The following is a 20535-nucleotide window of genomic DNA, read 5'->3' as shown; positions in this document are numbered from 1 at the left end:
ACTTTTTGTCGCGTTTGACAAAAAGTGACTCGCCGTAATGGCGAAAAGGTGACTAAGCGTCGCCATCGCAAATGGACTATGCTCTCTTTCGACACCCACACCAACGCAACCAAACCTGAAACTTCAAACTTGAAACTTGAAACTTAAAACTTGAAACTTGAAACTTGAAACTTGAAACTTGAAACTTGAAACTTGAAACTTGAAACTTGAAAGCGTGGGCGTGCACAGCAAGTTGGTATTCATTGGCGCGGGTGGCGCACAGTCACCTTTCCGCCCTTACGGCGGCTCACTTTTTGTCTTGTCAAAAAGTAAGCAAAAACCGCCTGCTCCTATCATCCGGCCCCTACGCTGCGCTCCGGGGTTCCCTCGCTCCGGGCTTGCTCCCGGGAGGACCGCGCTGCAGGCCCCATCCTGGGGCCCAGCGCTTGACAGGCATCCATGCCTGTCACCTCCCTCCGCAAGCCCTGCGCTCGGCCTCCTGAAGTCGCGATCTGCGACGCCTGAGCTACCGTGCGCTTAGAAGCAAAAGCCAAAGCAACTGCAACTGCAACTGCAACTGCAACTGCAACTGCAACTGCAACTGCAACTGCAACTGCAACGTTAACTTAGGGTGCGCGCCCTAGTGAACCCTTGCCAACGGAAATAACCGCTTGAAGTTTGTGGTGGTCTGCTCAGCCAACTGTTCATAACTGACACACCGCAATGAGGCCACATATTCAGCCACTTCCCGCACATATTGGGGCAGGTTGGGTTTACCCCGATAAGGAATAGGCGCCAGATAGGGCGAGTCGGTTTCCACCAAGAGCCGATCCGCCGGCACTTGCCGCGCCACGTCCCGCAACGCCTCGGCATTACGGAATGTGACGATCCCCGAAAGCGAAATGTAATACCCAAGATCCAAAGCCGCCTTGGCCATTTCCCAGTCTTCGGTAAAGCAGTGCAGAACGCCTGCCTGGGGCAAGTTCGCCTCACGCAATAGCGCCAAGGTATCGGCACGGGCCGCTCGGGTATGCACGATCACCGGTTTTCCCGTCTGCCGCGAAGCTTCCAGGTGCAAGCGAAATGAGGCCTGCTGCAACTCGGCAGCTTCCGGCTCGTAATGGTAATCCAGGCCGGTTTCACCGATCGCCACCACATGGGGATGAGCCAATTCGGTCAACAGCCAGTCCAAAGCAGGCGCCGCACCCGGCGTCAGGTCCAGCGGGTGAACGCCTACCGAGCAATCCACATCGCTGTATTGCTCGGTCAAGGCTTTGACTGCGCCTGCATTTTCGGCACTGACACCGATGCACAGGAAGTGCCCGACACCACGAGCGCGCGCCGCCTGCAAGGCAGCATCGAGCGAACCCCCATGGGCGCTGAGGTCAAGGCGATCAAGATGGCAATGGGAATCTACAAGCATGGGTACCCACACGGATAAGAATTAAAGTCAGCGCCCAGTTGGCAATTGTAGCCAATGGGCCAGCAACGATTCGATCAGCAAAGCACGATTCAGGTTTGCCTTGCCCAGCACTTTCTGACGCTGCTCAAGGATCCAGGCCTGGGCCTCGAGGACCTTGGCCGGACGGCTCTTTTGCGCAAGGTATTGCACCACCTTGCGCATGTCGGCCATGCCGAGCTCATCGTCGTCCTCGGTCAACTGGTAGCGCAGGATCAACTGGGCCCAGTCGAAAAACCAATCGAACACTATCAACAACGGCACGGCTGTCCATGCGTCGGCCAACTGGCTGGGCGATTGTTGCTGCTTGAGCAGCTTCTTTACGCCTTCGGTCACCAAGGCGCGCTGTTCATGCACGCCTTGCTGATGAAGACTCAGGGCCAACAGCGGCGAACCGGCAGACAAGGTCAACAGATCGTCGCGCCGGGCCTGATCGGTCTCCGGCAAGGCGCTGGCCAACCAGGCATGGCTCTGGGCCTTGGTCGGCAGTGGACAGGTTACCTGCTGGCACCGGCTCTTGATGGTAGGCAGCAAGCGGCTGGGTTGGTGGGTCACCAGCAGCAGCACCGTGTCGCCGGAAGGCTCCTCAAGGCTTTTGAGAAGCGCATTGGACGCGTTGACGTTCATGGATTCGACAGGCTCGATCATGACCACCTTGCGCCCACCCAACTGCGCGGTCTGAGCGACGAAGGCAACCAGTTCGCGGACCTGGTCCACCTTGATCGGCTTGTCCAGCTCTTCAGGTTCAAGCATGAAGTTGTCGGGGTGACTACCGGCCTTGAGCAGGTGGCAGGACTTGCACTGTCCGCAAGCCAGGGTGCCATTAGGGCGCTGGCACAGCAGCCGCGCCATCAGGCGCTCGGCCAGATCACGCTTACCTATCCCCTTCGGGCCGTGCAGCAGATAGGCATGGGCATGCTGGGCGCGGCCAGCCAGTTGCTCCCACAGTGTCTGCTGCCAAGGGTAGGCATCAGCCACGGCAGCGCTCCACGATACCTGGTAGCAGCCTGTCCAACGCTTGCTGAACGTCCGCCAGCGGCTGCGATGCATCCAGCAGCGTGTAGCGTTGTGGCGCCGCGGCTGCGCGTTCCAGGTAGGCGCGGCGGACCGCTTCGAAAAACGCCTGCCCTTCCTGCTCGAACCGGTCCAGCCGCCCTCGCGCTGCAGCGCGGGCCAGGCCTACTTCGACGGGCAGATCGAACACCAGGGTCAGGTCAGGACGAAGGTCGTCCTGCACGAACTGCTCAAGCGTCGCGATACGCTCGACGGGCAAGCTGCGCCCGCCCCCTTGATAGGCGTAAGTAGCGTCTGTGAACCGGTCACACAGCACCACCGCCCCACCCGCCAACGCCGGGCGGATCACTTGTGCAAGGTGTTGAGCGCGTGCAGCGAACACCAACAAAAGCTCAGTATCGGCGTGCATGACTTCATCGCTCGGCGACAACAACAGCTCACGAATCTTTTCAGCCAGTGGCGTGCCGCCTGGCTCGCGGGTCAGCACCACGTCCAGCCCTTGCTCGCGCAGCCGGGCAGCCAAGTATTCCCGGTTGGTGCTTTTGCCCGCGCCTTCGGGGCCTTCCAATGTAATAAACAAGCCGCTCACAAACAGTCCTTATTGGGGGGCGTCGAGCGCCGACGGTTCGGTTGCCCGATCGCTCTCGATCTTGCCCTGTTCAGGCGCAGCGGCTGGAGCAGATGGATCATCCGATGCTCCCGCCCCAGGCACTTGAGATGAACCGGACGGCGCTGCATCGTCCGAGGGGGTCGGCTGAGCGGTGCCAGGGCTTGAACGGTAATCGGCCCGACGCTTGAGCTGAAACTCGCGCACAGCAGAGTTGTGGTCGTCCAGGTCATCGGAAAAAACGTGGCTACCATCACCGCGCGCAACGAAATAAAGGCTGGTGCCATCTGCCGGGTTCAACGCCGCATGGATGGCCTCACGCCCGACCATCGCAATAGGCGTTGGCGGCAGCCCCGTCATGGTGTAGGTGTTGTAAGGCGTTGGCTGGCGCAAATCAGCGCGTGTAATGCGGCCGTTGTAGCGCTCGCCCATGCCATAGATGACCGTCGGATCGGTCTGCAGCATCATGCCCAGCCGCAGGCGGCGGACGAATACGCCAGCGATTTGCCCGCGCTCCTGTGGAATACCGGTTTCCTTTTCCACCAGCGAGGCCATGATCAGTGCCTGGTAGGGATCGCGGTACGGCAGGTCGCGGGCGCGCTCGGCCCACTCACGCGCCAGCACCTCTTCCAGGCGCATGTAGGCTTGCTGCAAAAGCTCCACATCACTCATGCCGCGCACGAAGCGATAGGTGTCCGGAAAGAAACGGCCTTCCGGGAAAACGCCAGCGTGACCCAGCTTTTCCATGACTTGGGCATCGGAGAGGCCATCAAGGGTCTGCTTGATCTTTTCGTGCTTGGCCACGGCCGCGCGCACTTGGCGAAACGTCCAGCCTTCGACCAGGGTCAGGTTGTATTGCACCACGTCGGCCCGCTGCCAGGCGTCGAAAAGCTGTTTCACGGTCATGCCGGGCGTCAGGCGATACTCGCCCGTATGCAGTGGCACGCCGGCCATGTTGAAGCGCCAGTACAACCTGAGCCATAGCGCGTCGTCTAACAGCCCCTCTTGTTGCATGCGGTAGAACATGCGATTGGGCGTAGCGCCATTGGGCACATCCAGCAGGCGTTCCTGTGCCACATGCACAGGCTGATCCAGCACCGAATGGACCTTCCATGCCGACCAGCCAAGGGCCAGGCCCATGACGATCAGGCACATTTCCAGCAGCAGCAGGAATTTACGTCTCACGAATTCAGGTTTCCAGTAACGTACGGGCAACGGCCTGCAACGTACGGGTGAGCGGGCCAGGCCGCCAGTTTAGCGCGCCTGCGGCGCGGACGGGCCAGATGCCGTAGACACTATTGCAAACGAATACTTCATCAGCTTGTGCGAGCTCATCGTACGCCAGGTCACGCACTTGCACCGGGATGTTCATCATCTCCGCCCGCGCCAGCAGTGCGGCGCGCATCACGCCTGCCACCCCGCAACGATCAAGCCTGGCAGTAAGAAGCGTGCCTTGCTTAATCAGAAACAGGTTGCTGTAGACACCTTCGATCAGCCTGCCCTGCCCGTCACGCATCAGGCCTTCGGCATGTTCGCCGTCCTGCCATTCGGAACGTGCCAGCACCTGCTCGAGGCGGTTGAGGTGTTTGAGCCCTGCCAGCAAGGGTTGTTCCCCAAGCCGGGTCTGGCACATGAACAGGCGCACGCCCACGTCGGCGTGTTCGGCTGGGTAGCTGGGCAACGGGCTGGCTTGCAGGATACGCCGCGCCGCGACACCGGCCGCGGGTGCATATCCGCGCTGGCTGTCGCCGCGGATCAGGATCAGCTTGGCCACGCCCTCACCCAGCTGAGCGGCATAGCGCCTTACCTCATCGGCCGCCAGGGCCACGTCAGTGGCGATGGACAGGCGCTGACAGCCCAGTGCCAGACGCGCCATGTGCTCATCCAGCAGCAAGGGCCGCCCATGGCGTACAGCGAACGTCTCGAACAGACCATCCCCGTAGGCCAACCCGCGATTGTGCAGGTTGATCGCAGCCGCAGGCGTGCCATCGACCCAGCTTTGCATCACTCGGCGAACCGGCGGAACACCAGGGAGCCGTTGGTGCCACCAAAGCCGAACGAATTGGACAGCACGACATCGATTGGCATGCTGCGGGCCTGGTGCGGCACGAAGTCCAGGTCACAGCCTTCGTCTGGCTCATCCAGGTTTATGGTCGGCGGCGCCATCTGGCTGTTGATCGCCAACACGCTGAAGATCGCCTCCACCGCACCGGCAGCCCCCAGCAGGTGCCCGGTCATCGACTTGGTGGAGCTGACGGCCAGCTTATAGGCATGCTCGCCGAACACGCGCTTGATGGCTGCCACTTCGGCCAGGTCTCCAGCCGGTGTCGAGGTGCCGTGGGCGTTGATGTAGCTGACCTCCTGAGGCTGCACGCCGGCATCGCGCAGGGCATTGACCATGCAACGGGCTGCACCTTCACCCGATTCGGGCGGCGACGTCATGTGATAGGCATCGCCGCTCATGCCAAACCCTGCGAGCTCGGCGTAGATCGTTGCACCCCGCGCCTTGGCGTGCTCAAGCTCTTCGAGCACCAATGCACCGGCCCCGTCGGACAGGACGAAGCCGTCACGGCCTTTGTCCCAGGGACGACTGGCCCGCGCAGGCTCATCGTTGCGGGTAGAAAGCGCGCGCGATGCGCCAAACCCACCCATGCCCAGCCCACAGGCGGCCATTTCAGCGCCGCCGGCGATCATGACATCGGCCTCACCGTGCGCAATATTGCGCGCAGCCATGCCGATGCAATGGGTACCGGTGGTACAGGCGGTGGCGATGGCGTAGTTCGGCCCTTGCAGACCCAGGTGGATCGACAGGAAGCCGGAGATCATGTTGATGATCGAGCCAGGGACGAAGAACGGCGAGATACGCCGAGGGCCTGCGTCGTGCAATGTACGGCTGGTCTCCTCGATATTGGTCAGGCCACCGATGCCCGAGCCCATGGCCACGCCGATGCGCTCACGGTTGGCGTCGGTCACTTCCAGGCCAGCGTTGCGCACTGCCTGAAAACCGGCTGCCAAGCCGTACTGAATGAACAGGTCCAGCTTGCGAGCCTCTTTGGCCGACAAGTATTGCTCAACCTCGAAGCCCTTCACCGAGCCACCAAAACGGGTGGAGTAGGCAGAAAGATCCGTATGCTCGATCGGACCGATGCCACTGCGGCCAGCCAGAATGCCCTGCCACGTGCTCGGTACATCCGTACCCAGTGGCGACAGCATGCCCATACCGGTGACCACGACGCGTCTACGCGACACAGTACTCTCCTTTTCTAATGACAGAGTTTCTTGCCATTGCATCCAGTTGGACGGAATGAAATGGCAACAAGCTCTTGATGCGGGGCTTGGCAGCCGACACGGCGACAGCCGAAGCTTGCAAAGAAAAAACCGCACGCCAGTCAAGGCAGTGCGGTTTTTCCCGACAAGAAGCGTCGACTACAGCGTCTTAGGCCTGGTGGCTGTTGACGTAGTCGATGGCAGCTTGAACGGTAGTGATCTTCTCGGCTTCTTCGTCAGGAATCTCGGTCTCGAATTCCTCTTCCAGAGCCATCACCAGCTCAACGGTGTCAAGCGAATCGGCACCCAGGTCATCGACGAAGGACTTCTCGTTGGTCACTTCTTCTTCCTTGACGCCCAGTTGCTCGGCGACGATTTTCTTGACGCGTTCTTCGATGGTGCTCATACCTAGTTTTCACTCCTAATGGATATATGTCAGGCAGCTGGCCGGTGGCTAATTTTATAGAAGAACGTTCGCTTTTCAAGCTCAACGCGCCTTCAGCCTAGTCCCACGACCAGCCGCCTGGAATCTGATTGCAGCTTTATAACGGATTTTAGGCTCGCAGTATGACTCTTTTTTTACGAAATCCGTCACATTGACCGGCGATATTACATGTACATCCCGCCGTTGACGGGCACGGTTGCGCCCGTCACGTACGCTGCACCGTCAGAGGCCAGGAACGAAACCACCTTGGCGATTTCATCTGCATGACCCAGGCGGCCCAGCGGAATCTGGGTCTGCAGGGCTTCGCGCTGCGCTTCTGGCAGCTCGCGGGTCATGTCGGTATCGATGAAGCCCGGCGTGACCGAGTTGACGGTGATACCGCGCGAGCCCACTTCACGCGCCAGGGCGCGACTGAAGCCTTCGAGACCGGCCTTGGCCGCCGCATAGTTGGCCTGGCCAGCGTTACCCATGGCGCCGACCACCGAGCCGATGCTGATGATACGGCCCCAGCGCGCCTTGGTCATGCCGCGCAACACGCCCTTGGACAGACGGTAGAGGCTGTTGAGGTTGGTATCGATGACATCGAACCACTCGTCGTCCTTCATGCGCAGCATCAGGTTGTCACGCGTGATACCCGCATTGTTCACCAGAATGGTCGGCGCACCGAACTGCTCGCCAATGGCCGACAGTACCGAATCAACCGATTCGGCGCTGGTCACGTTCAGCTCCATGCCGGTACCGGCAATGCCATGCTCCTTCAGGGTCGCGGCGATACGCTCGGCACCGGAGGCCGAGGTCGCAGTACCGATGACGGTGGCGCCTTGGCGACCCAGTTCCAGGGCGATGGCCTGGCCAATGCCACGGCTGGCGCCAGTGACCAGTGCAACTTTACCTTGCAGGCTCATGCAAGCTTCTCCAAATCAGGCCAGTGCCGCACGCGTGGCGGCAACGGCGTCAGGGGTGTTGAGGTTGTAGGTGGTTACGCCATCGGCGCAGCGCTTGTTGAGGCCAGCCAGGACCTTGCCCGGACCGCACTCGACCAGGTTGACCGCACCGTTGGCAGCCAGCGCCTGGACGCACTCGACCCAGCGCACGGGCTGATACAACTGCGCCAGCAGATCACGCTTGAGCGCATCCAGATCGGGTGCGATGGCGGCTGTCACGTTCTGCACAACCGGAATCTGTGGCGCCTGCCAATCGATGGCATTGACCGCGGCGGCAAATCGTTCGGCCGCAGGCTTCATCAGCGCGCAGTGCGACGGTACGCTGACTGCCAGCGGCAAGGCGCGCTTGGCGCCCTTTGCCTTGCACAGCTCCATGGCCCGGTCCACTGCGGCTTTGTTACCGGCAATCACCACTTGGCCCGGCGAATTGAAATTGACCGCGCTGACGACCTCGTCTTCAGCCGCTTCGGTGCAGATCTGCACCACGACGGCGTCGTCCAGCCCCAGGATTGCGGCCATGGCACCGTGCCCAGCAGGCACGGCTTCCTGCATCAGTTGGCCGCGGCGCTCGACCAGGCGAACGGCGTCCTTGAGGCTGATGCTGCCCGCTGCGACCAAAGCACTGTACTCGCCCAGGCTATGACCCGAGACGAATGCAGGCTTGGCGCCGCCCTCCTCGAGCCACAGGCGCCACAGCGCAATGGAGGCTGTCAGAATGGCTGGCTGGGTCTTATCAGTCTGATCGAGTTGCTCTTGCGGACCTTCCTGAACCAGTTTCCAGAGGTCGTAACCCAGCGCCTTGGAAGCTTCCTTGAAGGTCTCGATGATCACCGGCTTCTCGGCACCGAGTTCTGCGAGCATGCCCAGCGACTGGGAACCTTGACCTGGAAAGACGAATGCGAGAGATGCAGACATTGAACAAGCCCTTATGATCTTGTCGTCGGATAGAGGCGCCTGGCGCATGCCAGGCGCGGAATCTGAACATTTGGATGAAGACCGAAACCCTGCGGTCACATTTAAGCATTTCGTCGGCAAGACCGCTAAGCGCGGGCTCGCATCACATTACTTGAGTAAATCCTCCAGGCGACCATGAAGGCGCCTGGGCAAATTCTCCTGAATTTCGATCAGGGCGCGCTGGATCGCACTCTGAAACCCCTCAACGCCTGCCGCGCCGTGGCTTTTGACGACGATGCCCTGCAACCCCAGAAAGCTGGCACCGTTGTGCCGCGCCGGGGCCAGATCGGCCTGCACGCGTTTGAGCAGCGGCATGGCCACAGCGCCCGCCAGGCGCGACAACAGGCCGCGCCTGAAGGTCTGCTCGATACGCTGCGCAACCATGGTGGCCAACCCTTCGCTGGACTTGAGCAGGATATTGCCAACGAAGCCGTCGCAGACCACCACGTCCGCGGCCCCTCTGTACAAGCCGTCACCTTCGATGAAGCCGACGTAATTGAGGCCGCGAGCCCCTTGCAAAAGGTTCGCCGCCAGCCTGACTTGCTGGTTACCCTTTATGTCTTCGGTACCCACGTTCAGCAGAGCCACACGCGGGCGCTGCACGCCCAGCGCCTGCGCCGCCACCGACCCCATGACCGCAAACTGGTGAAGCTGCTCGGCCGTGCAGTCGACATTGGCGCCAAGGTCAAGCAGCTGGCAGTAGCCGGTGCGTGTCGGGATGGCAGCCACCATGGCTGGACGATCAATGCCTGGCAACGTCTTGAGCACGGCGCGAGACAGCGCCATCAGGGCCCCGGTATTACCGGCGCTGACACAGGCCTGGGCCTTGCCGTCACGCACCAATTCCAAGGCAACACGCATGGATGAATCGGGTTTGCCGCGCAATGCCTGTGAAGGCCGCTCGTCCATACCGATCACTTCTGCGGCATTGAGAATCTGCAGGCGCGCGCGATCGGCAGCTGAAAAGCCGCTGACAAGTTCTTCCAAGAGGGAGGATTGACCGACGAGGGTCAGGTGAAGCGAGGGGGTAGCCGACAGGCAGGCGATGCTAGCCTGGACAATGCTGCGGGGACCGAAGTCCCCGCCCATTGCGTCGATCGCGATGATCTGAGCGGACAAGGATTACTCGTCAGCGCCCTTATCGATCACTTTGCGACCACGGTATACGCCTTCTGGCGAAACGTGGTGGCGCAGGTGCACTTCGCCGGTGGACTTCTCTACCGACAGCGCGTTTTCCGACAGGGCATCGTGCGAACGACGCATGTCACGGGCAGAGCGGGATTTTTTGTTCTGCTGAACAGCCATAATTGATTAACTCCTAAACGTTTGGGTCACGCTTTAACTGCGCCAAAACACTGAACGGGTTGGACCGCGATACCTCGTCCTTGCTCGAGTCGGGCTCGTCTGCGCCCGCCGGCTGCTGGCATTCTTCCGGATGATGAGCAGGCACGATGGGCAAGGCGAGCAACAGCTCTTCCTCGATCAGCGCCTGCAGATCCAAAGGATCTTCGCCCAGTTCCAGCACGTCATAGCCTTTCGGCAACGACTGGGTATTCGCACCCTCCTTCACCACGGCGTAGGTACACTCGCTGTGGATCGGCAGGGTGACCAGCTCAAGACAACGCTGGCAAACCATCTTGACCTCGACATCCAGCTCGCTGTGGATAACCACAGTATGCTGTTCGTCTCGTTCAAAATCGAACTTCGCCTGCACCGTACCGACATCGTCGGAAAGCGGGTCGCAGAGTCTTTCCAAATCAGCGAGTGGTAGCGAACCGCTAAGGGTTACGCCACGATCAGCCAATTTGCGCGGGTCAACGTGAGGTGGAATCGGGTCATTCAACATAGGCGCAGCATTCTAGGGATGCCCCCCGTCCCTGTCAAAGGAATTTGGTGGCATCGTGCGTGATAGGATGGGTTCAACCGAATCAGGAGCTTACCATGCTTGCACTGTTACTGGCTTCCAGTTCCCTTTACCGTCGCGAGCTGCTCGCGCGCTTGCAGCTTCCGTTTACCTGGGCAAGCCCTGACATAGACGAAACGCGCCAGCCAGCAGAGCCTGCAATCGACCTGGTCCGGCGCCTGGCCATGCAAAAAGCCCAAGCCCTTGCAGGCAGCCACCCAAACCACTTGATCATCGGCTCGGACCAGGTCGCAGTGCTAGGCGAGCACATTCTGGGCAAACCCCACACGGTCGAGCGAGCCTGCGAACAGTTGCTCGCCTGCAGCGGCCAACAGGTGACGTTTCTTACCGCAGTGGCGCTGCTCAACAGCGCCACCGGGCAGTGCCAGGTGGACTGCGTGCCGTTTACCGTGAAGCTGCGGGTGCTGGACCGTGAACGCATCGAACGCTACGTGGCAGCGGAAATGCCCCTCGACTGCGCCGGAAGCTTCAAGGCCGAAGGGCTTGGGGTGAGCCTGTTCGAAAGCACCGAGGGACGCGATGCGACCAGCCTGGTGGGGCTCCCACTGATACGGCTCGTCGACATGCTGGCCCTGGAAGGGGTGCGCGTCCCGTAGCCAGACCAGGGGGCGTGCACCGCCCCCACAAAGGCGACTGGCCTTAGCGCAGTTGCGGGCCCCGGAAACCCATCCACATGGCCAGGCGCTCTGCCACGCTGGCACCCATGCGCTTGGAGAAACGGTCAAATGGCGATTCCTGCACGGTGAAATCAACCAGATCCTTTTCGCCCACCACCTCACGCGCCACATAGCTGGCGCTGCCCAGGCCATCGATCAGACCAAGCGCCTTGGCCTGCTCGCCGGACCAGACCAGGCCGCTGAACAGCTCCGGGTGATCCTTGTCCTTGAGTCGCTCGCCCCGCCCTTGCTTGACCATGGCGATGAACTGGTTGTGGGTGGTGTCCAGCACACCCTGCCAGAATTGAGTTTCTTCAGGCTTCTGCGGCGAGAACGGATCGAGAAATGCCTTGTGCTCACCGGACGTATAGAGCCGGCGCTCCACGCCGAGCTTGTCCATGGCACCTACGAAACCGTAGCCCGCAGCCGTCACGCCGATCGACCCGACCAGACTGGCCTTGTCGGCATAGATCTCATCGGCCGCACTGGCGATGTAATAGGCTCCTGACGCACCCAGGTCGGTAATGACGGCGTACAGCTTGACGCCGGGGTGCTCGCCACGCAGGCGGCGAATCTCGTCATACACATAGCCCGCCTGAACAGGGCTGCCGCCTGGGCTGTTGATGCGCAGGACCACGGCCTTGGTCTTGCCATCCTTGAAGGCATCGCGCAGGCCTTTGACGATGTTGTCGGCACTGGCAGCCTCCTGGTCGGCGATGACCCCGCGCACTTCCACAAGGGCCGTATGACTGGCACTGCGCGAGGCAGCCTTGTCCATGTCGGTCCAGGGCAGGAACAGCGCCAGGATGCCAAAGAGGTAGATGAACGTCAGCAGCTTGAAAAAGATACCCCAGCGTCGCGACCGGCGCTGCTCCTGGATACCCGCCAGCAAGGTCTTTTCCAGCAGCTTCCAACTTTTGCGCTCCTCGCGCTCCTCGCGCTCCTCGGGCTCGGCCTCGGGAGCCTTCCATTCGCCTGCCATGCTCACCTACCTCGAAAATGGACCTGTGGAACCGGACAGCCACTGACGCAGCTGGCCAAAGTGATCGATGCAAACCTGCGGCCCGAACTCAGCCAGCGCCTGGAGTGACATCGCGCCATAACCTACAGCCACGCAGTGCATCCCCGCGTTGCTGGCCATCTGCAGATCGAACGCAGAATCTCCGACCATCAGCGCCCGACCCGGTTCGACACCGCAATGATCAAGTATTTGTTCGAGCATCAAGGGGTGCGGCTTGCCGCGCGTCTCATCCGCCGCACGCGTGATATCGAAAAACCGCTCAAGGCCATTGGCCTTGAGCACCCTGTCAAGGCCGCGGCGCGCCTTGCCGGTAGCCACCGCCATTCGATAGCCCTCGGCGCGAAAGGCGGCCAGCGATTCGGCGACGTCGTCGAACAGCGGCGAAGGCTGCTGATCGAGTGCCGTGTAGACATCGGCATAATGCTGACGAAAGCGCTCCACCTGCTCATGCGTCAGGTGCGGATAAAGGGTGTGGATCGCCTCAGCCAGCGACAGCCCGATGATCCCCTTGATGGCCTGTTCCTGACTGGGCGCTTGGCCGGCACGCTTGGCAGCGACCTGCATGGCCTCGACAATGCGCCCGACGGAGTCGGCCAGGGTGCCGTCCCAGTCGAAGATCAGCAGCGTGTAGTCACGGCGCACTCAAACGCTCCACGGTCTTGGCCCACATTTCATCCACGGGCGCCTCCAGCTTGAGCTCCCCACCGTCCGGAAGCGGCACCGTCAGTGCGTAGGCGTGCAGGAAAAGCCGCTTGCCGCCCAGGTCGCGGATTTCGCGACTGAAATCCTCGTCGCCATACTTGCTGTCGCCCGCGATCATGTGCCCGGCATGCAGGGCGTGCACGCGAATCTGGTGGGTACGCCCCGTGATCGGGCGCGCCTCCACGAGGGTGGCGAAGTCGCCGAAGCGGCGCAGTACACGGAACAGGGTCAGCGCTTCCTTGCCTTCGTCGTTGACTTCGACCATACGCTCGCCTGAGCGCAGGTTGCTCTTGAGCAGTGGTGCATTGACTTGCTTCTTCGCAGTTGGCCAGTGGCCGCGCACCAGGGCCATGTAGCGCTTGTCCACGCCATCCCCGCGCAGCGCAGCATGCAGGTGGCGCAGCATGCTGCGCTTCTTGGCAATCATCAGCAGGCCTGAGGTGTCCCGGTCCAGGCGATGCACCAGCTCCAGCTCCTTGGCATCGGGGCGCAACTGACGCAGCGCCTCGATCACGCCAAAGCTCAGCCCGCTACCGCCATGCACGGCGATCCCGGCAGGCTTGTTCATCACGATCAACGCCTTGTCTTCGTGAACGATGGCAGCTTCGAGCCGCTGCAGCAGCCCCTGGGCCACCGGGGCCGGCTCGTCGCGCTCAGGCAGTCGCACGGGCGGCACCCGCACGATGTCGCCTGCCTGGATCTTGTACTCGGGCTTGACCCGACCCTTGTTCACCCGCACCTCGCCCTTGCGCAGGATGCGATAGACCAAGGTCTTGGGCACACCCTTGAGGGCTGTGATGAGAAAGTTGTCGATACGCTGGCCGGCAAGTTCCGGCGCGACTTCAATCAGCTGAACGCCGGAAGTCGGAGAGGTATTGGTTGTCATGGCGCAATCATACAATTTTTATGGAATTGAAGCACTTAATCATTGCTGCTATAGTCGCGAACGCCGCCATAAGCGGCAGGCCAGTGGAATCAGGCTGTGCGCCAGTCACTGACCTTCGCAATTCTCCAGGACGCGAGGCCGTCCTACGGGGGTTCGCCAGTTTACCGAATTGCCTGGAATCGCCACCAGCGCCGTGTAGAGAAGACCGAAAATAAACGACAAGTGCGGTGTCCAACCTGCTTACACGCTTCTTTTCGCAGTACCTCTGCCCGCCCGTCGCTTCCACGCAACCCATGGCGAATGCCTCGGAAATACCTGCCTTGGACATGAATGGCGCCAGCGCAGAATCGCGCTGGCGAAAAATGCAACCCGTTGCGGATTCAGCGCGCGGCAGCACCCGAATTATCAGGGATACGTGCAGGGTGGAGATGCACAGCCCTCGGACCGTGTAGCACCGCGTCCGGCCACCAGCCCCATCGTACGGCTGGCGAGCGGATAAGGTCCTGAACAGATGCCCCTGGGCGTCCACGGCTGAAGGTTGATTCCTCCTCCTGACTGAGTGCACCAGGCCCGCTTGGTTGATTCGGATAACAATTCGAAGCCTCCGGGGCCTTGTTGGCACCGCAGCAAAACAGGACGCGTCGTCGCGACAACGGCAGGCTGGGCAACCGGCTGGTGCCGAACGTTGCTCGACACGGGGGTGGTTAGCCACCCTTTGCGCACCTTGGCACCGACCATGAGACGTCGTGTGTGCCGAACGCCGTTTCCGGCAGCCCGGAAACCGACGGTACAACATGAAAAGAATGCTGATTAACGCCACTCAACCCGAAGAGTTGCGCGTAGCCCTGGTGGACGGCCAACGCCTCTACGACCTGGATATCGAATCCGGTGCACGTGAGCAGAAAAAGGCCAACATCTACAAAGGCAAGATCACTCGCATCGAACCCAGCCTCGAAGCCGCCTTCGTCGACTTCGGCTCCGAACGTCACGGCTTCCTGCCGTTGAAAGAAATCTCCCGCGAATACTTCAAGAAGGCCCCTGAAGGCCGCGTCAACATCAAGGAAGTGCTCAGCGAAGGCCAGGAAGTCATCGTCCAGGTCGAGAAGGAAGAGCGCGGCAACAAAGGCGCGGCCCTCACCACCTTCATCAGCCTGGCCGGCCGCTACCTGGTGCTGATGCCCAACAACCCGCGCGCCGGTGGCATTTCCCGTCGCATCGAAGGTGAAGAGCGCAACGAGTTGCGCGAAGCGCTCAATGGCCTGACCGTACCAGGCGACATGGGCCTGATCGTTCGCACCGCGGGCCTTGGCCGCAGCAGCGAAGAGATGCAGTGGGACCTGGACTACCTGCTGCAGCTGTGGACCGCCATCAAGGAAGCCTCGCTGGACCGCGCCGCGCCGTTCCTGATCTACCAGGAAAGCAACGTCATCATCCGCGCCATCCGCGACTACCTGCGCCAGGACATCGGCGAAGTGCTGATCGACAGCATTGATGCCCAGGAAGAAGCCCTGACCTTCATTCGCCAGGTCATGCCGCAATACGCCAGCAAGGTCAAGCTGTACGAAGACAGCGTCCCGCTGTTCAACCGCTTCCAGATCGAAAGCCAGATCGAGACTGCTTTCCAGCGCGTGGTCGAGCTGCCATCGGGCGGCTCGATCGTGATCGATCCGACCGAAGCGCTGGTGTCCATCGACATCAACTCGGCGCGCGCCACCAAGGGCAGCGACATCGAGGAAACCGCCCTGCAGACCAACCTGGAAGCGGCTGAGGAAATCGCCCGTCAGCTGCGTCTGCGCGACATCGGCGGCCTGATCGTCATCGACTTCATCGACATGACCCCTGCCAAGAACCAGCGCGCCGTGGAAGAGCGTGTGCGTGAATGCCTCGAGGCCGACCGCGCTCGCGTGCAGGTTGGCCGCATCTCGCGCTTCGGCCTGTTGGAAATGTCCCGTCAACGCCTGCGTCCGTCGCTGGGCGAAAGCAGCGGCATCGTCTGCCCGCGCTGCTCGGGCACCGGCATCATCCGTGACGTGGAATCGCTGTCGCTGGCTATCCTGCGTCTGATCGAAGAAGAGGCATTGAAGGATCGCACTGCCGAAGTCCGTGCCCAGGTGCCGATCCCGGTGGCCGCCTTCCTGCTCAACGAGAAGCGCAACTCCATCACCAAGATCGAGCTGCGCACCCGTGCGCGCATCATCATCCTGCCAAACGATCACCTGGAAACCCCACACTTCGAAGTCCAGCGCCTGCGCGACGACAATCCCGAGGTGTTGAACAACCAGTCCAGCTACGAAATCGCTGCCAGCGAGACCGAAGAAGCGCCACAGCCAACCGCCACCCGCACCCTGGTTCGCCAGGAAGCCGCCGTGAAAACCGCCCCGGCCCGTGCGAATGCACCCGTGCCAGCCAGCGAGGTGCCACAGCCTGCGCCAGCCGCCGCCCCTGCCCCAAGCGCCCCGGAGCCAAGCCTGTTCAAGGGCCTGGTGAAGTCGCTGGTGAGCCTGTTCGCTGGCAAGGAAGAACCTGCTGCCGCCCCTGTCGCCCCTGCTGCTGAAAAGCCGACTACCGAACGCAGCCCGCGTAACGAGGAACGCCGTAACGGACGCCAGCAGAGCCGTAACCGCAACGGTCGCCGCGATGAAGAGCGCAAGTCGCGTGAAGAACGTGCCGAACGTACCCCGCGCGAGGATCGCCAGCCACGCGAGGAGCGTGCTGCGCGTGAAGAACGCGTCCCACGAGAAGAACGCGCACCGCGCGAAGAGCGTGCACCACGCCAGTCTCGCGAAGACCGTCGCGGCAACCGTGGCGAAGAGCGCGTGCGTGAACTGCGCGAGCCGTTGGACGCTACACCGCCAGTAGAACGCGAGGAGCGTCAGCCCCGTGAAGAGCGTGTAGCTCGCGAAGAACGTACTCCACGTGAAGAGCGTGCGCCTCGCGAAGAACGGGCTCCACGTGAAGACCGCGCACCTCGCGAAGAGCGTGCTCCGCGTGAAGATCGCGCGCCTCGAGAAGAACGCGCTCCACGTGAAGACCGCGCGCCTCGCGAAGAGCGTGCTCCACGTGAAGACCGAGCGCCTCGCGAAGAGCGTGCCGCCCGGGAAGAACGCGCCCCGCGCCAACCTCGTGAAGAACGTCAGCCACGCGCGACCGAGGAAGCTGCCGAACACGCTGCCGAAATGGCCGAAGAGCAACTGCCGAACGAAGAGCAGCTACAGGACGAGCAGGACGGCAACGATGGCGAGCGTCCGCGCCGCCGGTCGCGTGGCCAGCGTCGCCGCAGCAACCGTCGCGAGCGCCAGCGCAACGCCAACGGTGAGCTGATCGACGGCGAAGAAGAAGGCAGCGAAGAGCAGCCTCAACAGCGCCAGGCCACCGAGCTGGGCGCAGAGCTGGCCGCAGGTATTGCAGTGACCGCTGCGGTTGCAACCAGCAACATCAGCACCGACGCCGAAGCCCAGGCCAATCAGCAGGCCGAGCGCGCTACTGCCGAAGTCGCCGCTGTTGCCCCAACCGACAGCAGCGAAATCGCTCAACCGGCCGAGCAAGCTGAAACTGTAGTTCCAGCAGAAGCGGTCGCCGTGGCCCCAGTGGTCGAGCAACCGATCAGCGAGCCAGCGCCATTTGTCGAGGCCTCGGCCGTGCCAGTGGTCGAAGTCGCCCCGCAGCCGGTAATCGAACAGGCGCCCATTGCTGAGCCAGCCGCGACCACCGAAACCGCAGTCGTTGAAGCCCCGGCAGACGTTCAGGCACCCGAAGCGCTAATCACCGAAGTGCCTGCAGAAGCCCCGGCCATCGAAGCCGGCGAAATCGAGCAGGCACCCTCTGTGATCGAGGTCGCCCCGGTTGCCGAACAGCCTGCCCCGGCGGTAGAGGCACAGCCAGAGGTTTTGGCCGCGCCTGAAACGGTTGCGCCTGAGCCTGAGCCTGAGCCAGCCCCCGCTGCCGCGGCAGAGCCTGCCACCGTCATGCTGTCCAACGGCCGCGCACCAAACGATCCACGTGAAGTGCGGCGCCGCAAGCGTGAAGCCGAGGCTGCCGCCAAAGCAGCTCAGGCTGCCGCTGCTACCGACGAGCCAACACCAGAGACCGCCGACGAGCAAAAAACCCACCAGGGTTGATAGCCAAGGCTGAATGAAAAAGCCCCGCCAGTGCGAACTGGCGGGGCTTTTTCTTGGTCGGGCGTTTACGTTAGTGGGCGGACACGGCGCCTAGAAGTCGCCGTAGGGAGCATCAATAGAGATTGGGCTCCATCTCAAGCTCAACCCCGAACCGCTCATGAATGTCGACCTGGATCCGCCGCGCCAGGGCGTGCATTTGCGCCCCGCTCGCCTGGCCATAGTTGACCAGCACCAGCGACTGCAGGCGATGCACCCCGGCATCGCCTTCTCGATAACCCTTCCAGCCCGCCTGTTCGATCAGCCAGCCCGCTGCCAGCTTCGCCTGGCCATCGGCCTGCGGGTAAGCAATGACATCTGGATATTGCGTACGGATACGCTCAACCACCTGCGCCGCAACCACGGGGTTCTTGAAAAAGCTCCCGGCATTACCCAGCTCGGCCGGATCAGGCAATTTCTCACGACGAATGCTACAGATGGCATCGCTGATGGCCTGCGCAGTGAGCGCGGTGGTGCCCTGCTCGGCCAGGCGCTGACGCACCGGGCCGTAATCCAAGCGCGCCTGCAAGGTGCGACTCAAGGCGAAGCGCACACGCAGGATCAGCCAGCGACCAGGGTTACGCTTGAACACGCTGTCACGGTAGCCGAACGCGCAGTCGGCCAAGGCGAAGTCACGGACGTCACCCGTCTTGCGGTCCAGCGCGGTCAGGCCGGCGAAGACATCCTTGATCTCTACGCCATAAGCGCCCACGTTCTGCATGGGGGCAGCACCCACTGTGCCGGGAATCAGGCTGAGGTTCTCCAACCCGCAAAAGCCCTGCGCAAGCGTCCACTGCACGAACGGGTGCCAGGCTTCACCCGCCTCGGCCTCGACCACAACGCGCTCACCATCGTCGCTGACCACGTGGCGGCCCTGGCTTGAGACGTGCAGCACCAGGGCATCGACATCGCGGGTCAGCAGCAGGTTGCTGCCCCCGCCGATCACCAGCACGGGTACACCCTGCTGCTGCGCAGCGTCCAGCGCCTGACGCACCTGCAGGTCGTCTTTGGCTTGGCTGAAGTAGCGCGCTTTCACGTCGATGCCAAACGTGTTGTACGGCTTGAGCGAGACCTGCTCTTGCCATTGCCCGGTCATAACCGCCCCTTGATTTCCACGACCAGCGCTTGGCAGGCGGTTTCGATCAGGTCGAGCACCTGCTCGAAACCATCGGCACCGCCATAGTACGGGTCTGGGACTTCATCGAGCGCAGAACCGTAGCGGCGCAAAAACAGGTCGAGCTCGCCTACCGCCGTGGGCGGGCGCAGGGCACGCAAATCGCGCAGGTTGCTCTGATCCATCGCCAGTACCAGGTCGAACTCGGCAAAGTGCTCCACTTTGACTTGCTGGGCGCGCTGTTTCGACAGGTCATAGCCACGTGCCAGTGCGGCCTTGAGGCTGCGCCCGTCGGGCGCCTTGCCAACGTGCCAGTCGCCCGTGCCGGCCGAGGCCACCTGCACCTGATCGGCAAGCCCGGCGGCCTGCAGTTGATGACGCAGTACGCCTTCGGCAGTCGGCGAGCGACAGATGTTACCCAGGCACACGAACAGAACGCGCATCAGGCCTCCAGCAAGCGCCGTACGCGCTCCAGGTCTTCAGGGGTGTCCACGCCCACGGCAGGTGCCTCGATGGCATCCTCCACATGGATACGCACGCCGTGCCACAACGCACGCAGCTGCTCCAGCGCTTCGGTCTGCTCCAGCCAGCATGGGCCCCAACCGACGAAATCATGGAGGAAACCAACCCGGTAGGCGTACATGCCAATATGGCGGCGGTAAGGCACACCGGCCGGCAGCTCCTGGCCTTTGGCAAACGCATCGCGCGCCCACGGCAGCGGCGCACGGCTAAAGCTCAGGGCCAGGCCGTTCTTGTCGCTCACTACCTTGACTGCGTTGGGGTTGAACACCGCTTGCGGCTCATGGATGGGCTCGGCCAAAGTCGCGATACCGGCGTGCGGATTAGCCGCCAGGTTGGCGGCTACTTGGTCGATGATCACCGGCGGGATCAGCGGCTCGTCACCTTGCACGTTGACCACGATGGCCTCGCTGGGCAGGCCGAGCTGCACGGCCACTTCGGCCAGACGGTCGGTGCCGGACTCATGGTCAACGCGGGTCATCAGCACTTCAGCGCCAAATGCCTGGCAAGCCTCAAAGATACTGGCATCGTCGGTTGCGATGACAACGCGACTGGCGGCACTCCTGCGCGCCTGTTCCCATACGTGTTGCACCATTGGCTTACCGGCGATGGGCAGCAGGGGCTTGCCTGGCAGGCGTGTGGAGCGCAGGCGGGCTGGAATGACGACGGTGAAGTCCAGGTTCATTTGTCCAGGCGCTCATCATCGGTCAGGGTACGTGCCTCGCTTTCCAGCATTACCGGGATACCGTCGCGAATGGGATAGGCAAGGCCGGCGCCCTTGCTGATCAGCTCGGTCTTGTCGGCGCTGAGCTTGAGCGGGCCCTTGGTGATCGGGCAGGCCAGGATATCGAGCAGTTTGGTGTCCATTGAAGGCTTCCTCTAGGCCAGAA

General features: G+C 62.0%; 21 protein-coding genes. 2 read left to right on the top strand and 19 right to left on the bottom strand.

Annotated elements, in window-relative coordinates:
* Positions 1 to 619 precede the first annotated feature (619 nt).
* The 12 genes from CWR53_RS06980 to CWR53_RS06925 form a co-directional block, all read right to left on the bottom strand.
* Positions 620 to 1402 (bottom strand): TatD family hydrolase, encoded by a 783-nt coding sequence (locus CWR53_RS06980; RefSeq protein ID WP_100851124.1) that lies wholly within the window; start codon positions 1400 to 1402, stop codon positions 620 to 622.
* A 27-nt stretch (positions 1403 to 1429) separates the two neighbouring features.
* Entirely contained in the window at positions 1430 to 2416 is a 987-nt protein-coding gene (locus CWR53_RS06975; RefSeq protein WP_100851123.1) for a DNA polymerase III subunit delta', read from the bottom strand.
* A complete protein-coding gene (tmk, locus tag CWR53_RS06970; RefSeq protein WP_100851122.1) occupies positions 2409 to 3041 on the bottom strand; it encodes a dTMP kinase in 633 nt (210 codons plus the stop codon). The genes CWR53_RS06975 and tmk overlap by 8 nt, the downstream gene beginning before the upstream one ends.
* Before the next feature lie 9 nt (positions 3042 to 3050).
* Positions 3051 to 4244: an endolytic transglycosylase MltG gene (gene mltG, locus CWR53_RS06965; RefSeq protein ID WP_100851121.1), complete on the bottom strand. Its 1194-nt coding sequence runs from the start codon at positions 4242 to 4244 to the stop codon at positions 3051 to 3053.
* A gap of 4 nt (positions 4245 to 4248) precedes the next feature.
* Positions 4249 to 5064, bottom strand: coding sequence for an aminodeoxychorismate lyase (gene pabC / locus CWR53_RS06960; RefSeq protein WP_058605742.1), 816 nt, complete (start codon positions 5062 to 5064; stop codon positions 4249 to 4251).
* A complete protein-coding gene (fabF, locus tag CWR53_RS06955) occupies positions 5064 to 6308 on the bottom strand; it encodes a beta-ketoacyl-ACP synthase II (RefSeq protein ID WP_058605743.1) in 1245 nt (414 codons plus the stop codon). Before fabF ends, pabC begins: the two co-directional genes overlap by 1 nt.
* 187 nt (positions 6309 to 6495) lie before the next feature.
* Positions 6496 to 6732 (bottom strand): acyl carrier protein, encoded by a 237-nt coding sequence (gene acpP / locus CWR53_RS06950; RefSeq protein ID WP_027914361.1) that lies wholly within the window; start codon positions 6730 to 6732, stop codon positions 6496 to 6498.
* A 203-nt stretch (positions 6733 to 6935) separates the two neighbouring features.
* Complete coding sequence (fabG, locus tag CWR53_RS06945) at positions 6936 to 7676, bottom strand: 3-oxoacyl-ACP reductase FabG (protein WP_100851120.1); 741 nt, start codon at positions 7674 to 7676, stop codon at positions 6936 to 6938.
* 15 nt (positions 7677 to 7691) lie between these two features.
* The gene (gene fabD, locus CWR53_RS06940; RefSeq protein WP_100851119.1) at positions 7692 to 8630 is read right to left on the bottom strand and encodes an ACP S-malonyltransferase; all 939 of its coding nucleotides are present in this window, start codon (positions 8628 to 8630) and stop codon (positions 7692 to 7694) included.
* A 147-nt stretch (positions 8631 to 8777) separates the two neighbouring features.
* Entirely contained in the window at positions 8778 to 9788 is a 1011-nt protein-coding gene (plsX, locus tag CWR53_RS06935; protein WP_100851118.1) for a phosphate acyltransferase PlsX, read from the bottom strand.
* Positions 9789 to 9791: 3 nt separating this feature from the next.
* Positions 9792 to 9974, bottom strand: coding sequence for a 50S ribosomal protein L32 (rpmF, locus tag CWR53_RS06930; protein WP_008096416.1), 183 nt, complete (start codon positions 9972 to 9974; stop codon positions 9792 to 9794).
* A gap of 13 nt (positions 9975 to 9987) precedes the next feature.
* Positions 9988 to 10515 carry a YceD family protein gene (locus tag CWR53_RS06925; protein ID WP_033728387.1) on the bottom strand — a complete coding sequence of 176 codons (528 nt, stop codon included), beginning with the start codon at positions 10513 to 10515 and terminating at the stop codon, positions 9988 to 9990.
* A 95-nt stretch (positions 10516 to 10610) separates the two neighbouring features.
* Here CWR53_RS06925 and CWR53_RS06920 point away from each other — a divergent pair, with 95 nt between their 5' ends.
* Entirely contained in the window at positions 10611 to 11189 is a 579-nt protein-coding gene (locus tag CWR53_RS06920) for a nucleoside triphosphate pyrophosphatase (RefSeq protein WP_100851117.1), read from the top strand.
* Between the two features lie 43 nt (positions 11190 to 11232).
* Here the strand turns inward: CWR53_RS06920 and CWR53_RS06915 are convergent, their stop codons facing one another.
* The 3 genes from CWR53_RS06915 to rluC are packed head-to-tail and all read right to left on the bottom strand — an operon-like array spanning position 11233 to position 13858.
* A complete protein-coding gene (locus CWR53_RS06915) occupies positions 11233 to 12231 on the bottom strand; it encodes a S49 family peptidase (protein WP_100851116.1) in 999 nt (332 codons plus the stop codon).
* 6 nt (positions 12232 to 12237) lie between these two features.
* Positions 12238 to 12912 (bottom strand): HAD family hydrolase, encoded by a 675-nt coding sequence (locus CWR53_RS06910; RefSeq protein ID WP_100851115.1) that lies wholly within the window; start codon positions 12910 to 12912, stop codon positions 12238 to 12240.
* A complete protein-coding gene (rluC, locus tag CWR53_RS06905; RefSeq protein WP_058605749.1) occupies positions 12902 to 13858 on the bottom strand; it encodes a 23S rRNA pseudouridine(955/2504/2580) synthase RluC in 957 nt (318 codons plus the stop codon). The genes CWR53_RS06910 and rluC overlap by 11 nt, the downstream gene beginning before the upstream one ends.
* A 794-nt stretch (positions 13859 to 14652) precedes the next feature.
* Between rluC and rne the strand changes: the two genes are divergently transcribed.
* Positions 14653 to 17976 (top strand): ribonuclease E, encoded by a 3324-nt coding sequence (gene rne / locus CWR53_RS06895; RefSeq protein WP_100851114.1) that lies wholly within the window; start codon positions 14653 to 14655, stop codon positions 17974 to 17976.
* A gap of 112 nt (positions 17977 to 18088) precedes the next feature.
* Here rne and murB read toward each other — a convergent pair whose 3' ends face one another.
* The 4 genes from murB to CWR53_RS06875 are packed head-to-tail and all read right to left on the bottom strand — an operon-like array spanning position 18089 to position 20512.
* Entirely contained in the window at positions 18089 to 19108 is a 1020-nt protein-coding gene (gene murB / locus CWR53_RS06890) for a UDP-N-acetylmuramate dehydrogenase (protein ID WP_100851113.1), read from the bottom strand.
* Positions 19105 to 19569, bottom strand: coding sequence for a low molecular weight protein-tyrosine-phosphatase (locus CWR53_RS06885; RefSeq protein ID WP_058605752.1), 465 nt, complete (start codon positions 19567 to 19569; stop codon positions 19105 to 19107). Before CWR53_RS06885 ends, murB begins: the two co-directional genes overlap by 4 nt.
* A complete protein-coding gene (gene kdsB / locus CWR53_RS06880) occupies positions 19569 to 20330 on the bottom strand; it encodes a 3-deoxy-manno-octulosonate cytidylyltransferase (protein ID WP_058605753.1) in 762 nt (253 codons plus the stop codon). The genes CWR53_RS06885 and kdsB overlap by 1 nt, the downstream gene beginning before the upstream one ends.
* Positions 20327 to 20512, bottom strand: coding sequence for a Trm112 family protein (locus tag CWR53_RS06875; protein WP_003247142.1), 186 nt, complete (start codon positions 20510 to 20512; stop codon positions 20327 to 20329). The genes kdsB and CWR53_RS06875 overlap by 4 nt, the downstream gene beginning before the upstream one ends.
* Positions 20513 to 20535 lie beyond the last annotated feature (23 nt).

Origin of the sequence: Pseudomonas sp. SGAir0191 (assembly GCF_002812565.2) — a bacterium.
GTDB classification, from domain to species: domain Bacteria; phylum Pseudomonadota; class Gammaproteobacteria; order Pseudomonadales; family Pseudomonadaceae; genus Aquipseudomonas; species Aquipseudomonas parafulva_B.
The sequence above is the reverse complement of the archived record's forward strand: the minus strand, read 5'-3'. Positions and strand labels throughout refer to the sequence as shown.